The sequence below is a fragment of the Fimbriimonadaceae bacterium genome, assembly GCA_019454125.1.
Classification (GTDB): domain Bacteria; phylum Armatimonadota; class Fimbriimonadia; order Fimbriimonadales; family Fimbriimonadaceae; genus JALHNM01.
The window spans coordinates 334,015-347,177 of the sequence record CP075365.1 but is presented as its reverse complement, the minus strand read 5'-3'; the positions used below and the strand labels follow the sequence as shown (position 1 = coordinate 347,177).

The following is a 13,163-nucleotide window of genomic DNA, read 5'->3' as shown; positions in this document are numbered from 1 at the left end:
TCTTCGCGCCCTGTGCCGCTTTACGAGTTCCGCTGTGGCGGGTGTGGCCGCAAGGTCACACTTTTGGTCGGCGTCGTCGCTTCTGACGGCGCCGACTGTTGCCCGCACTGTGGCTCGGCCGACCTCACCAAACTCGTCAGCCGGTTCCGGCGAGGCCGCAGCGAGGACGACCGGGTAGACGAGCTCGCCGACCGGGTGGAGCTGATGGGCGAGCCAGACTCCTCCTCCGGCATGCGCTCCCTCGTCCGCGAGATGGGCAAGGCGATGGACGACGATATGGCCGACGAGATGGAAGAGCTATTCGAGACGGACATGGAAGAGGGCGGCGACGACTAGCGCGACCACGCTCACTTTGCCCTGGTACAACGCCAAGGGTGTCGAGGCTCAAGGTCGCAATCTTCTCCGATAGCGCGCTGCCGGTCCTGAACGGGGTCAGCGTCAGCATCGACGGCTTGATCGGCGCCTTGCGCGAGCAAGGGCACAGCGTCCACCTCTACACCACGCGCTACCGGGGACACCGCGATAGCGACCCGAACGTCCACCGCTTTTTCAGCACGCTGACGCCGTGGACGCCCAACTATCCCCTCTCCATCCCTCCGTTCTATCCCTGGTTCGACCGTTTTCGCCGGGAAGACTTCGACATCGTCCACACGCACACCCCTTTCACGGTCGGGTTTGTCGGCCTGAGGTGGGCCGAGTCGTGCGGCATCCCGATCGTCTCGACTTACCACACCCATTACGATAAATATATCCACTATGTCCCGTTCTTCCCTAAGCGTTATCTGAAGTTCAAGATCGCGAAACACACGAACTATTATTACGAGCAAGTCGACCACGTCGTGACTCCCAGCGAAGCGAGCAAGAGGTGGCTCAACCGGCACGCCGTCCGCACGCCGATCACGGTGATCCCGACAGGCGTTCCGAACCCAAGGCAGATCGACCGGGCCGAGGTGCGACAGGCGCTCGGCGCAAGCCCCGACCAGACGATCTTGCTCTACACCGGCCGCGTCGCAGGTGAGAAGAACATCGGTGTTTTGTTGGAGGCGTTCCAGATGGTTTTCAGCGCGAACCGGAATGCGGTGATGTGGGTGGTGGGCGACGGGCCGGCGCGTGCGGACTATACGCAGATGGCGAGCGACTTAGGCATTGGCGACCGTATCAAGTTTTGGGGTTTCATCGACCGCGACAAGTTGGGCGACTTCTACGCGGCCGCCGACATTTTCTGGTTCTCATCGATGACCGAGACCCAGGGTCTGGTCGTGGCCGAGGCCATGAGTTACGGCTTGCCGTGCCTGGTGGTCCAAGGGGGCGGCGCCTCCACCCACTTGGAATCTGGGGTGGACGGCTTCGTCTTGCCGAACGATCCTTCGGACCTCGCCGAGACCGCACTCAGGCTGCAATCCGACGAGCGCCTCTACACGCGCATCTCCGCCGCGGCGCGCAAGACTGCTTCAAACCTCAGCGTCACGAGCATGGCGGAGGACATGGCTTCGGTCTATCGGGGCGTGATCGGCGCGCGCCAAGAACTGCGGAGGGCCGCCTTTGTCGTTTGACCGGGGTCTGCGCGACTACTTTCTCGTGGCGCTCGGTCTCTTCGCGCTTCGGGTCGTGCTGGGTTTGGTCAGCGCGCCGCCTCCGGTCGCGATGGTTCTGACCCTTGTCGTGACCGTCCTCTTCGTCGGCCTGCCCGTCCTCGCCTTCTTTCGCGCGGCGTCGTTCCCCTGGAGCTTTAAGTCTTCGATCGCGTTCGTGGTCGCGGGCGCGGCCCTCCACGCCGGCTGCGCCGTGCTCCTGGGCAGCGTCCTCCCCCGGGTGGGCTTGGCAACCGTCTTTGTGCAGGCGCTCGCCCAACTCGGGCTGATGGTCTGGACGCTTGGCCTTGGCGCCTTTCTTGCGCAGTTGATCCGCGAGAAGAACCTTATCTTGCCGGTGGCGCTCTTCCTTGCCGGGTTCGACGCGTTCCTCATCTTCAACCCGGCCTCGCCGACGACCGCGCTCATCCAGGGCCGGCCCGAGTTCTTCCGCTCGGTCGCGATGGACGTGCCTGCGCTCAAGGTCGCGACCCCCGAGGCCGAGACGACTGCCCGCGTCGAGCCGATCGCCTTCGTCGGCCCCGCCGACCTCTTCTTCATTGCGACCTTCCTCGTGTGCCTCTTCAAGTTCAAGATGCGCGTGAAAGAGACGGCGCGCTGGCTGGTGCCGGTCTTGGCCGTTTACCTCGTCGTGGTGTTGCTCCCGATCGGCTTGGGGATGCTCCCGGCGCTGGTTCCCATCGGCGCGACCGTGCTCCTGGTGAACAGGCGCGAGTTCCAGCTGACGGGCGAGGAGCGCGCGGCGACGATCGGCGTCGGGCTCCTCGCGCTCGCCTTGGCAGGCTTCGGAATCTATCGGGCCGCTACTTACAGGCCGCCAGAACCGCCAATTGACTCTTCGCAGAGACCGGGCGTCCAAGCGCCTCCAGAACGGGCAGCGTCGCCTGGGCAAGCTGTTCCAGGTCGATCCCGGTAGAGATCCCGCTCCGCTCCATAAAGTACACGAGGTCTTCGGTCGCGAGGTTTCCGCCTGCCCCGGGCGCATAGGGGCAGCCGCCCAGGCCGCCCGCGCTGGAGTCGAACGCGGCATACCCGGATTCCAATGCTGCCGCGACGTTTGCGATCGCCGTCCCCCGCGTGTCGTGGAAGTGCCAAGTGACGAAGCGGAACGGCAGGCCGAGGGTGTTGTGAAGCCGGATCACCTCGCTCGGCACCGCGACTCCGATCGTGTCGCCCAGGCTCACCTCATCGACACCCATGGCCCGTAGGCGGTGGGCGACCATGGCGACCGCGGAAGGATCGACGGGGCCTGCATAGGGGCACTCAAAGGCCGTGCTGATATAACCGCGCACCCACCCGGTCGGGCGCGCTTGGCGGAAGGCGGTGACGACTTCAGCGAAGACGTCCAGCGACTCTTCGATGGTCATGTTGATGTTGCGCTTGGTGAACGCTTCGCTCGCGGCCGTGAAGACGGCGATCCGGTCCACCCCCGTTTGGAGGGCCCGTTCCAGGCCCTTGAGATTCGGGACGAGCGCCGAATAGGCCGGTCCCGGCGGGAGCATCGGCCATAGCTCTTCCGCGTCGCCGAGTTGAGGGACCCATTTGGGGGAGACAAAACTGGTCGCCTCGATCTCGCGCACGCCAGCCCGGGCCAGGCCCGTGATCAATTGGGCCTTTAACTCCGGGGGGAGCGGGGTCTTCTCGTTTTGAAGCCCGTCCCGGGGTGCGACGTCGACGATTCTTACCATTTTGGAACCCTACCGTAAAGTAGAGACGACGGAAAAATGGCCCCGCGTGGAGCGGGGCCTTGCACTCTAGTCTCTCAGGGAAGTCCCCCGCCGTCGCCGTGCCAGGCAGGTCGACGCAGGGCTTTTGTTCGGATAAGAATCCTGTCGCTAAAAGGGCGTCTAATCCCTCACAGCACGTTTATTATAGCACAGTTATCGCTGAAGTCTATAAAAATCTAGCGAACCGCGGTCACAACCAGCGAGATCGTCGAATGAGTGCGTCCCTGGACGCTGGCGAACCGGGCCCCAAATCCGTCTTCGGTGATGACGAAGCAGTGGTAGGCCTCCTCGTCCCCGGCGGTGGTGTCGTTCCAGACGGTCTGGAGGTCGATCAGAACGAGGTCGATGACCCTGCGGCTGACCATGAAGCGGCCCCGCATCTCGATCATGGGGTCCGTCTTGGTGGTGACGGTCGCACGCGTGACCTCTAGGTAGTGGAGTCGGCGCAATGAAGCTTGGAGGCGCTTACTGGCGTCTTGCCGTCCCCAGTTGTCCGCTTGCTCGTAGATGGCAAGAAGGTCGTCGAGCTTCTTCTTGAAGGCGGCTGGTTCGAGTTTTGTGCTCATGGCTCAGGAGCCGGATCGATCTGGACAACTTCTTTGCCCTCACCGATCTGATCACCTTTGGCTACAAGGACGGACGCCACGCGACCGTCAAAGGGCGCGGAAATCGTGTGCTGCATCTTCATCGCCTCCAGCACGACCAATCGCTGGCCAGCCTCGACTTCGTCGCCCTCTTTGACAAAGACTTCGACGATCTGCCCCGGCATTGGCGTGAGGGATTCTCCGGCCAGGGGAGTCTCGGCCGCCGCATGTTGGAAGGCGGGCGTGACGACGTAAGTCCGGCCGCGGAACGAGACCAGGGTGCGATCGCCACGGCGCACGGCCAGGGCCGTGGCCGACCCTTCGGGCGTCCGCACGCTGAGCCGGTCCGAGAGTCGGACGACCTCCACGTTCTCGGGCGCGTGCCCGAGGTCGCTTTCGTGCCCGTTCACCAAGTACCGCATGACTCTCTGACCTCCCGGCTCCGGGCCGCTTCTTCCACGAACTTTTTGAATAGTGTCTGGGTCGCGCGGTCGTCCGGCGTCCTCTCGGGGTGCCACTGCAGCCCGACCAGCCAACGGCCGTTCAAGTCTTCGATCCCCTCGACGGTGCCGTCGGTGGCCCAGGCCGAGACCCGTAACCCGTCCCCGACTTTCCCGATGGCCTGGTGGTGCGAGGAGTGCGCGACGACTTCGTCCCCCTCCAGCAGGGCGCGAGTCAGGGTGTCCCTTTCGACGCGGACCGTTTCGAGCTGCTTGCTCGCGTGCTGATCGTGTCCGACCTTTTCGGGCAAGTGTTGGATGAGGTCGCCGCCCCGCGCCACGTTCAGAACTTGACAGCCATAGCAGATGCCAAGGACGGGCACTTCGCGCGGCAACGATTCAAGGAGCGCTTTCTCAAGGGTGAAGCGCCCGGGATTGCCGAGCACCGACTTGGGGTGGTTCTCCTGGCCGAAGTTCGAGGCGTCAAGGTCGTCCCCGCCGGGGATCAAGAGCCCGTCGATCAGGTCAACCACGTCGCGCGCCTCGACCCCGATCGGGAGCATAAATGGAACCCCGTCCGCTTGAAGCACGCAGTCTACGTAGTAGCGGCCGACGTAGTACCGCTCCTTCTCGCCGTCCACGTTCCCGGTTGGGATCGAGTCGCCGACGATGCCGATCACCGGTTTTCTCATGGCGTGACCAACTCGCGGATGTTCTCGACGTGCCGCTTGATGGAAAGGAGGACATCCGCGCCACCCACCCCGTTCATGATGCGGTGGTCGATCGTGATGCCCACGTTCGCGCATCGCTGGACCTTGAACTCGCCAGGGGTCTCGTTCGAAAGGCCGTTGTAGGCCTCGCCGAGAAATATCGTCGCGGCGCCGGGCGGAACGACCACAGCCATCGCCTCGCGGATCTGGTGCCCGGACATGTTCGTGATGCTGAGGGTGACGGTCTCGTTCGCTTGGTCCTTCCCGGTGCGGGCGAGGTCGATCTTCTCTCTCGCCTGGGTCGCGAACTCGCGCCAGCTGAGTTTGTCCGCGTCTTCCACGACGGCCACCACGAGTTCATCGCCCGGCAACGCGACCGCGATCCCGAGCTGGATGTGGTGGTAGGTTCGGAACGTGTCGTCACCGACCAATGTCGTGCGGACGATCGGGTTTTCGCCCGCCGCCTTCGCCACGCAGTAGGCAAACATCGTGAAGGCGCTGGGTTGGAAGTCGCCGCCCCCTCGCTTGATCTCGGCGCGGACCTCTTCGATGCCGCCCCAGTTCGCGACCACGGACATCATCCCTGGCACCACGAGCTGGTTCCCGCGCTGAAGGCGGCTGGCCAGCACGCGCTGCTTCTGGGGAACCGCTTTCTCTTCGAAGGACTTGCCCGACGCGGAGACCGCGGTCTTGGACGCTGGCCCTGCGCCTTTCAGCCATGCGTCGATGTCGGCCGGCATGAGTCTGCCGCCTGCGGCCGGGATGCCCGCCAGGTCCGCGTCCGAGACTCCCTTCTCCTTGGCATAGGTGCGGGTCCTTGGCGGCACGTCGCGGCGGCGTTGCCCGCCGGTTTCTGTCGCTTTCGGAGCGGCTGCCGGTGCGGCTGCGGTCGTTGCGGCGGGTTTGGCCGCCGCAGCTTGGGCGGCACCGCCTTCGGTGGCGAGCACGACCACGTCCGCCCCGATCTTGAGCATCGTGTCCGGCTCCGCCAGCCAGCGCACGACCGTTCCGGCCATGGGCGATTCGACGTCCATCACCGCCTTGTCGGTCTCCATCTGGTAGAGCGCTTCGTCGCGGGCGACCTTTTCGCCCGGCTCCTTGAGCACGGAGACAAGTCGTGCTTCTTGCAGGCCCTCGCCGATCTGCGGGATCTTGAGGGCCACCTCGTTCGCGGCCCCTTCCTGCCGGGCCTCCGCGCCCGGGACGGACGTTTCGGAGCTGTCTGTCGGCGCGGCGCCGGCCACGTCCATGACCATGACTTCGGCCCCGATCTTCAGCACCGTGTCGGGGTCGGCCAGCCACTTCACGACGCGGCCTTCGTGGGGGGACTCGACGTCCATGACGGCCTTGTCAGTCTCCATCTGATAGATCGCTTCGTCGCGTTTTACGGTGTCGCCAGGTTGTTTTAGGACGGCGACGAGGCGGGCTTCCTGCAACCCTTCGCCGATCTGGGGGATCCGCAACGAAACTTCCGGCATGGTCGTTCAAGTTTGGCACAGGCGCAGGGAGCCGAGAATCGGTCCTTTGACGCGCTAAACTTGCTAGAGCCCCGAATTTGGCCAGGCGGAGTTTCAAAGGAATGGCAACCCTGTTCACGAAGATCATTGCGCGGGAGATCCCGGCGGACATCGTCTACGAGGACGACCACGTGGTCGCCTTCCGAGACATCGACCCGAAGGCCCCGGTCCACGTGCTTATCGTCCCACGGCAGGAGATCGCGGGCCTCGCCGAGGTTCCCGAAGAGGGCGACCACCTTTACCTGTTGAACGCGGCTAGGAAGGTGGCGGAGATTCTGGAGATCGAGAACGGGTACCGGCTGGTGATCAACCAAGGCGAGCATGCAGGGCAGACCGTGCCCCACCTGCACGCGCACCTCCTTGGCGGCCGCCCCATGGCCTGGCCGCCCGGTTGATGGGGCCGGTCTTCGGTAATCTCCCCGTGATGCCGAAACGTCCGATCCGCGCCGACGACCTCCTAAAAATGCAGTTCTTGGGCGATGCCCAGGTGAGCCCGGACGGGCGGCAGGTCCTCTTCGCCAAGCGTCACATCAACGACAAGAACAAGTATGTGACGAACCTGTTCACGGTCGACGTCGCGGAGCCGCACCAGGTGCGCCAGTGGACGCAGGGGGAGGGCGGCGCAGGATTCGGCCGCTGGTCGCCGGACGGCAAGCGGATCGCCTTTGTCAGTGGGCGCGAAAAGCCTTCCCCCCAGATCTTCCTGCTATCGGCCGAGGGCGGCGAGGCGGCCAAGGTTACGGACCTGCCGGAGGGTTCGGTCGGCGCGATCGCCTGGTCGCCGGATGGCAAGAAGATCGCCTTCACGTTCCGCGAGACCGCTCCGGACCGCACCGAGAAAGCGAAGAAGGAGCGGGAGGAAAAGGGCGGCAGCACCCCACCGTGGGTCGTCGAGGACATCTGGTACCGCCTCGACGGCGACGGCTTCTTCGGCGCCCAAAGGTACAAAGTTTATGTTTGCGACGTGGCATCGGGCAAGCACACGTTGCTTTATGAGGGAGACCCTCTAGGCTCCTACAGTTTCGACTGGTTGAAAGATTCGAGCGGGTTGGTCGTGGCCCATTCCGCCAATGCCAGCCCTCTCTTAGAAGAGCCGAACGACCAACTTTTTGTCGTGCCTCTGAAGGGTAAGCCCCATCAGATTAAATCGACGACGAAGGGGGCGAAGTCGACCCCGAAGGTCTCGCCGGACGGCGAATGGGTCGCCTTTCTGGGCAGTGATAATCCGGACGACCCTTGGGGCGTCCACAACACACGCCTTTGGCTGCAACCCTTGAAAGGTGGCGCGCCGAAATGCCTTACTGAAAAGGAAGATTATTGCCTTGACGTCCTGGCTTTGAGCGACACGACCTTCGGCTTCGTCGCGGACGGAGGCGGGAGCGGGCTGGTCCAATGGTCTCCGGACGGGTCGCGCATTTTCGTGAGCATCGGTTTCCACGGCGCCGTGAACGTTGCGGCCGTAAACGTCGCGGACGGCAAACTGACATGGGTGACCCAAGGGAAGCACCTCGCGTTAGGCTCTAATGTGACGCAAGACGGCACGACCATGGCGATGCTGGTCGGCGACGCCACGAAGCTGTTAGAAGTCGGCGTCTTGCGCCTTGACCAAAGCAACAAGGTCACCCGGACCACCCGCCAGAACGATGAGTTTATGGCAGGGATCACGCTCTCGGAGCCAGAGGAAATGTGGCTGGATTCGACGGACGGCGTGAAGGTCCACGCGTGGTGTATGAAGCCTATCGGGTTCACCGCAAAGCAAAAGTACCCGGCTGTTCTGGAGATCCACGGCGGACCGCACGCGCAATACGGCTGGGCCTTGTTCCACGAGTTCCAGTTGCTGGCCGCAGAAGGATACTTTGTGGTCTACAGCAATCCTAGGGGTTCCAAAGGTTATGGCGAAGAGTTCTGCGCTGCGATACGCGGAAACTGGGGAGAAGAAGACTGGCAGGACGTGCAAACCGTGATGCACTGGATGCAACACCATCCGAACATCCATCCCGGACGGATGGGCGTGATGGGGGGCTCCTATGGCGGGTACATGACCAACTGGGTCGTGGGGCACACGAACGACTTTCGGGCCGCGATCACGGACAGGTGCGTCTTTAACTGGCTTTCGATGGCCGGGAACTGCGACTTTCCCGCCAACAAAGACGGTTATTTTGGGGGACAGGCCTGGGGAGAGCACGACAAGATCAAGACCCTGTGGCAACAGTCGCCTATCGCCTATTTTGACAACGTCAAGACCCCGATGCTTATCATCCATAGTGAAGGAGACTTGCGCTGCAACGTGGAGCAAAGCGAGCAAGTCTTCTTCGTGCTGCAATCCCTTGGGGTCGAGTCGCGCTATGTGCGTTATCCCGCTTCGACCAGCCACGGTCTATCGCGCAACGGCCCGCCAGACCTGCGCCTTCACCGCCTGAACGAGATCGTCTCGTGGTGGGGCAAGTGGCTCGCTACATAACGTGTCGGAAACCGTCCGGCTTTATGGGATAAACCGGCTCCGGGAGACCCTCGTCGTGCGCGAAGAGACGCGGCGCAGCATGCAGGGGAACCGGGGCACGGAGACCAAGCCGGAACGGACCTTGCGTCGCGCCCTCTGGGCCGCCGGCGCCCGCGGCTATCGCAAGAATGTGCGCAAGCTTCCGGGCACGCCGGACGTGGTCTTCGGCCGCCAGAAAGTGGCCGTCTTCCTTCACGGCTGTTTCTGGCACGGCTGCCCCTCTTGCCAGCGCGACCGCTCGCCCGCACAGAACCGGGCCTTCTGGCAGGCCAAGGTGGCGAACAACCAGGCCCGGCACGCACGGGCCGTGAGCAGCCTCTCCGACCTGGGCTATGCAGTGGTCACGGTCTGGGAATGCCAGCTGCAGAAGAGCCTTGACCAAGTCGTCGGCCTCGTCCTCAGCCTGCGCGACCGGCCGCAAACCGGGCCAAAATCGTCCCGATGAACCGCGAACGGGCCTGGGACTTGGTGTGCCTGCACACGAAGGGCGATTCGCTCCGCCGCCACATGCTGGGGGTGGAGGCGTGCCTCCGCCACTATGCGGCCAAGCTCGGCGAAGACCCCGACCTTTGGGGGGTGACGGGACTCCTGCACGATTTCGACTACGAAGCCCATCCCGAGGAGCACCCGCTTTGGGGCATGGCCGAATTGGAGCGCCTAGGGACCGATCCGGTCATCGTCCGCGCTATCGCGAGCCACTATGCGGAGAAGACGGGCGTTCAGCCCGAGTCGAGCCTGGAGCGGCACCTGGTCGCCTGCGACGAGCTCACCGGCTTCATCGCCGCCGTGGCCTACGTCCGCCCTAGCAAGAGCGTCCTGGACGTCGAGGTGAAGAGCGTCACCAAGAAGCTAAAGGAGCCCTCCTTCGCCGCGCCGGTGGACCGTGGCCACATCCAGAAGGCCACTGAGGCCATCGGGCTCACGGCGGAAGAGCACATCGGCAACATGCTCGAGGCCATGAAGTCCCAGGCGGAGAAGCTTGGCCTAGCGGGAACCGCCGTCCAAGCCGATAAGGTATAGTGGTAGGTTAGAGGAAGAGTCCCCTTGGTCTACGTAAACGTCCACCCGAACGAATCGATCGACGCCGCCTTGAAGCGCTTCAACCTTAAGCTTCAGCAGAGCGGCCTCTTGAGGGAACTGAAAGAGCATTCGCACTACGAGAAGCCGAGCGAGAAGCGCCGCCGGGCTAAACGACGCCGTTCCTCCCGACCCTGATCTCAGGGTCAGCCGGCGACTGGCACGTCCAGGTAGCACCCCATGAGCCAGCCTAAGAAGGACTGGGCCACTTCCCTTTCTAAGATCGCGGAGAGCGAGGCGGGGATCCTTGTCGCCCGAGTGTTCGGGGCCTTTGTCATGGGCGCTTTGCTCGTGGTGCACCGCTCGTGGCCGGTCGATCCTCGAGTCTTCGCGGCCTCCGCCGCGATGAGCGTCGCGGCCTTGCTTTTCGTGCGCTATCACCTGCAGCACGTGAATTACTCGCCGCTGATGGCGGACAGGGCGGAGCGGGCCAGCTGGGTCGCGGCGCTGCTCGCCATCGTCGGCGTCCAGCTTGGCGGGCTCTCGCTCGGCGGCGGGGCCAACCTTCCCTCGCAATACCTGCTCATCGCGCCCCTGGTGGCGATGGCGATGCTTGTGAGCGGCCTTTTCGGCCCTTCTGTGGCCCTCGTCGCGCTCTCTGTGACGAGCCTGTTGGCCGGCTTCACGGGTGCCCTTCCGCCGGACTTGGTCTCGGTCGGCTGGGTCGCGGGCGCGGTCGGGGCGCACGTCGTCAACCCGATGAAGCGTCGGAACGACTTGCTCCGCGCCGTCTGGACGCAAGGTCTTGCCCAGATCCTCATCGCCGCCGCCTTGCAGATCGCGAAAGGCGCCCCCTTCCTCTACATTTTTCAGAGCGCGGGGTGGTCGGGTGTGGCCGCGGTCGCGGCCGTTTCGATCTTCTGGCTCGGCGTAGTCTTGATGGAAAAGGCGTTCGGCGTGGTGAGCGATTGGACCCTGTTAGAGTTCTGCTCGCCCGAGACCCCGCTCCTCAAGGAACTCGTCTTGCGGGCGCCCGGCACCCACGTGCACAGCCTGGGGGTGGCCCACCTTGGTGAAAACGCGGCGCGCCGCATCGGCGCCAACCCTGTCCTCGTGCGGGCGATGGCCTATTTCCACGACATCGGCAAGATCAACCGCCCCCTCTATTTCATCGAGAACCAGGCGGGGGAGAATCCGCACGACGACCTATCCCCGATCCTGAGCGGAGAGATCATCGCCAGCCATGTGACCGACGGCGTGAAGCTGGCCCAAGAAAACCGCCTGCCGAGCGTGCTGATCGACGGCATTTGCCAGCACCACGGGACCTCGCTCATCAGCTTTTTCTACCACCGCGCCCAGAGGGGCGTGGACAGCGACGAGCCTGACGAGCTCGAACGCATGTTCCGCTATCCGGGGCCCAAGCCGCAGACCAAGGAGGCCGCGATCCTGCTCCTGGCGGACCAGATCGAGGCCAGGAGCCGCACCCTCACCAGGAACGAGGACGTCGGTGCGGTCGTTCACGCGATCGTCGAGGCTGCCCGAGCCGACGGCCAATTAGACGAATGCGAGCTGACGTTCCGCGAGCTCCGCGAGATCGAGGAGTCTTTCGCCAAGACCCTCCAGGCCCTGCGCCACGAACGGGTGGTCTATCCCGGCCAGCAAGAGATCCTGGAGCCGCCGGCCTCGCCCGGCGTGGCGAACCTCCCGTCGCACACGACCTACTGAGCCTCCCGTGCCGAGCCCGAAGATCACTGTCCGGAACGAAACGGCCCGAAGGCTCCGGCAATCGACCCTGCGGGGGGCCCTGGCCACGCTCTGCGAGCGCCACCGCGTCCCAAATGCGACCATCGACGTGCTCTTGACCGACGACGAAGGCATCCGTGCCCTGAACCGAGACCATCGAGGGCTGGACGAATCGACCGACGTGCTCTCTTGGCCGGGGCCGGGGGCGCCCGGCACGCCCCTGGGCGACATCGCCATTTCCCTGGACTTCGCCGAGCGCGGGGCCCGCGAGCGCGGCTGGCCCGTCCATGTCGAACTCGCCCACCTCGCCGTGCACGGCGGCCTCCACTTGCTCGGCTATGACGACGAGACGGACACTGGGCGCGGCGAAATGGTGTCCCTCATGAACGAGACCCTCGCCGCATGCGGGCTCCCTACCGACCCCCATTGGCACTCGGCTCCGCACTGATCGCGGGCACGGCGCCAAGCATTGACTGGGCGAAACCGGTTAGGAGAGGATTGAGGCACCCCTCCCCAGGCTTGGGGAGGGGGAAAGGGGGAGGGGAAATCCTCCATACGCGCCCCTTGGGCTCGGGGGGATACGGAAAAACGGGTTGAATAGGGGCGGCGCATGGCGACGCGAGACATAACCGGGCCGTTCCGAGTGGCGTTCAGCGGCATCGTCCACACCTTCCGCACGCAGAAGCACATGCGGATCCATCTGTTCGTGACCTTGATCACGGTGCTCGGTGCCCTCATCTTGAACCTGCGCATCCGCGAAATCCTGGTGCTCATGTTCATGATCACCTTCGTTTTGGTAGCGGAGATGTTCAACAGCGCGATCGAGGCCACGGTGGACTTGGTGAGCCCGAACTACCACCCGCTGGCCAAGTTCGCCAAGGACATCGCGGCGGGGGCGGTGCTCGTGACCACCATCATGGCGATCATCGTGGGCTCGATGATCGCGGTCGGCGACGACCAATGGGAACGCATCCGCATCAGCTTGACGGCGGAGAGCATCGGCGCCCCGATCATTTGGCGGTTGATCGCGGGCGTCTTCCTCGTCTTCATCATCGTGGTGATCGGAAAGGGCCTTGGCAAGCACGGCCAGGTCTTACAGGGCGGTTTGGTGAGCGGCCACAGCGCCCTCGGGTTCTTCTTCGCGACTTGCGTGTTTTTCCTGACGGACAATTTGGCCGTCTCCGCAATCGCCATTTTGTTGGCGGCGGTGATCGCCCAGAGCCGGTGGGAAGCGAAGTTCCACTCCCTATTCGAACTAAGCCTGGGAGCGACAGTCGGCGTGATTTTGGGCATTCTGCTCTTTGGAATCACGCCTAAATAGCCAAAATCAATG

General features: G+C 64.0%; 16 protein-coding genes. 11 read left to right on the top strand and 5 right to left on the bottom strand.

Annotated features, from left to right (window positions below; genetic code table 11):
* Positions 1-12 precede the first annotated feature (12 nt).
* From KF733_01755 to KF733_01745, 3 genes are read left to right on the top strand one after another with little or no spacing between them, the layout of a single operon-like run.
* A complete protein-coding gene (locus KF733_01755) occupies positions 13-336 on the top strand; it encodes a zinc ribbon domain-containing protein (GenBank protein ID QYK56210.1) in 324 nt (107 codons plus the stop codon).
* A gap of 38 nt (positions 337-374) precedes the next feature.
* On the top strand, positions 375-1,553 hold the full coding sequence (locus KF733_01750; GenBank protein ID QYK56209.1) for a glycosyltransferase: 1,179 nt from the start codon (positions 375-377) through the stop codon (positions 1,551-1,553).
* The gene (locus KF733_01745; protein ID QYK56208.1) at positions 1,543-2,508 is read left to right on the top strand and encodes a hypothetical protein; all 966 of its coding nucleotides are present in this window, start codon (positions 1,543-1,545) and stop codon (positions 2,506-2,508) included. Before KF733_01750 ends, KF733_01745 begins: the two co-directional genes overlap by 11 nt.
* On the opposite strand, the gene KF733_01740 is transcribed toward KF733_01745, so the two are convergent.
* The 5 genes from KF733_01740 to KF733_01720 form a co-directional block, all read right to left on the bottom strand.
* Positions 2,396-3,280 carry a hydroxymethylglutaryl-CoA lyase gene (locus KF733_01740; protein ID QYK56207.1) on the bottom strand — a complete coding sequence of 295 codons (885 nt, stop codon included), beginning with the start codon at positions 3,278-3,280 and terminating at the stop codon, positions 2,396-2,398. The genes KF733_01745 and KF733_01740 overlap by 113 nt on opposite strands.
* Positions 3,281-3,495: 215 nt before the next feature.
* Positions 3,496-3,885, bottom strand: a complete 390-nt coding sequence (locus tag KF733_01735) for a hypothetical protein (GenBank protein ID QYK56206.1) — start codon at positions 3,883-3,885, stop codon at positions 3,496-3,498.
* Positions 3,882-4,313: an acetyl-CoA carboxylase biotin carboxyl carrier protein subunit gene (locus KF733_01730; protein QYK56205.1), complete on the bottom strand. Its 432-nt coding sequence runs from the start codon at positions 4,311-4,313 to the stop codon at positions 3,882-3,884. The genes KF733_01735 and KF733_01730 overlap by 4 nt, the downstream gene beginning before the upstream one ends.
* Positions 4,310-5,035: a gamma-glutamyl-gamma-aminobutyrate hydrolase family protein gene (locus KF733_01725; protein ID QYK56204.1), complete on the bottom strand. Its 726-nt coding sequence runs from the start codon at positions 5,033-5,035 to the stop codon at positions 4,310-4,312. Before KF733_01725 ends, KF733_01730 begins: the two co-directional genes overlap by 4 nt.
* Positions 5,032-6,531 carry a 2-oxo acid dehydrogenase subunit E2 gene (locus tag KF733_01720; protein QYK56203.1) on the bottom strand — a complete coding sequence of 500 codons (1,500 nt, stop codon included), beginning with the start codon at positions 6,529-6,531 and terminating at the stop codon, positions 5,032-5,034. The genes KF733_01725 and KF733_01720 overlap by 4 nt, the downstream gene beginning before the upstream one ends.
* 101 nt (positions 6,532-6,632) lie before the next feature.
* On the opposite strand from KF733_01720, the gene KF733_01715 reads away from it, so the two are divergent.
* The 8 genes from KF733_01715 (at position 6,633) to KF733_01680 (ending at position 13,151) form a co-directional block, all read left to right on the top strand.
* Positions 6,633-6,965, top strand: a complete 333-nt coding sequence (locus KF733_01715; protein ID QYK56202.1) for a histidine triad nucleotide-binding protein — start codon at positions 6,633-6,635, stop codon at positions 6,963-6,965.
* A gap of 29 nt (positions 6,966-6,994) precedes the next feature.
* A complete protein-coding gene (locus KF733_01710) occupies positions 6,995-9,031 on the top strand; it encodes a S9 family peptidase (protein QYK56201.1) in 2,037 nt (678 codons plus the stop codon).
* Between the two features lies 1 nt (position 9,032).
* Positions 9,033-9,515 (top strand): very short patch repair endonuclease, encoded by a 483-nt coding sequence (locus KF733_01705; GenBank protein ID QYK56200.1) that lies wholly within the window; start codon positions 9,033-9,035, stop codon positions 9,513-9,515.
* The gene (locus KF733_01700) at positions 9,512-10,090 is read left to right on the top strand and encodes an HDIG domain-containing protein (protein ID QYK56199.1); all 579 of its coding nucleotides are present in this window, start codon (positions 9,512-9,514) and stop codon (positions 10,088-10,090) included. Before KF733_01705 ends, KF733_01700 begins: the two co-directional genes overlap by 4 nt.
* Positions 10,091-10,114: 24 nt before the next feature.
* Positions 10,115-10,285 (top strand): 30S ribosomal protein S21, encoded by a 171-nt coding sequence (gene rpsU, locus KF733_01695; protein ID QYK56198.1) that lies wholly within the window; start codon positions 10,115-10,117, stop codon positions 10,283-10,285.
* Positions 10,286-10,327: 42 nt separating this feature from the next.
* The gene (locus KF733_01690; GenBank protein ID QYK56197.1) at positions 10,328-11,812 is read left to right on the top strand and encodes an HDIG domain-containing protein; all 1,485 of its coding nucleotides are present in this window, start codon (positions 10,328-10,330) and stop codon (positions 11,810-11,812) included.
* 7 nt (positions 11,813-11,819) lie between these two features.
* Positions 11,820-12,278, top strand: a complete 459-nt coding sequence (ybeY, locus tag KF733_01685) for an rRNA maturation RNase YbeY (protein ID QYK56196.1) — start codon at positions 11,820-11,822, stop codon at positions 12,276-12,278.
* A 162-nt stretch (positions 12,279-12,440) separates the two neighbouring features.
* Entirely contained in the window at positions 12,441-13,151 is a 711-nt protein-coding gene (locus KF733_01680; protein QYK56195.1) for a diacylglycerol kinase, read from the top strand.
* Positions 13,152-13,163: the final 12 nt, after the last annotated feature.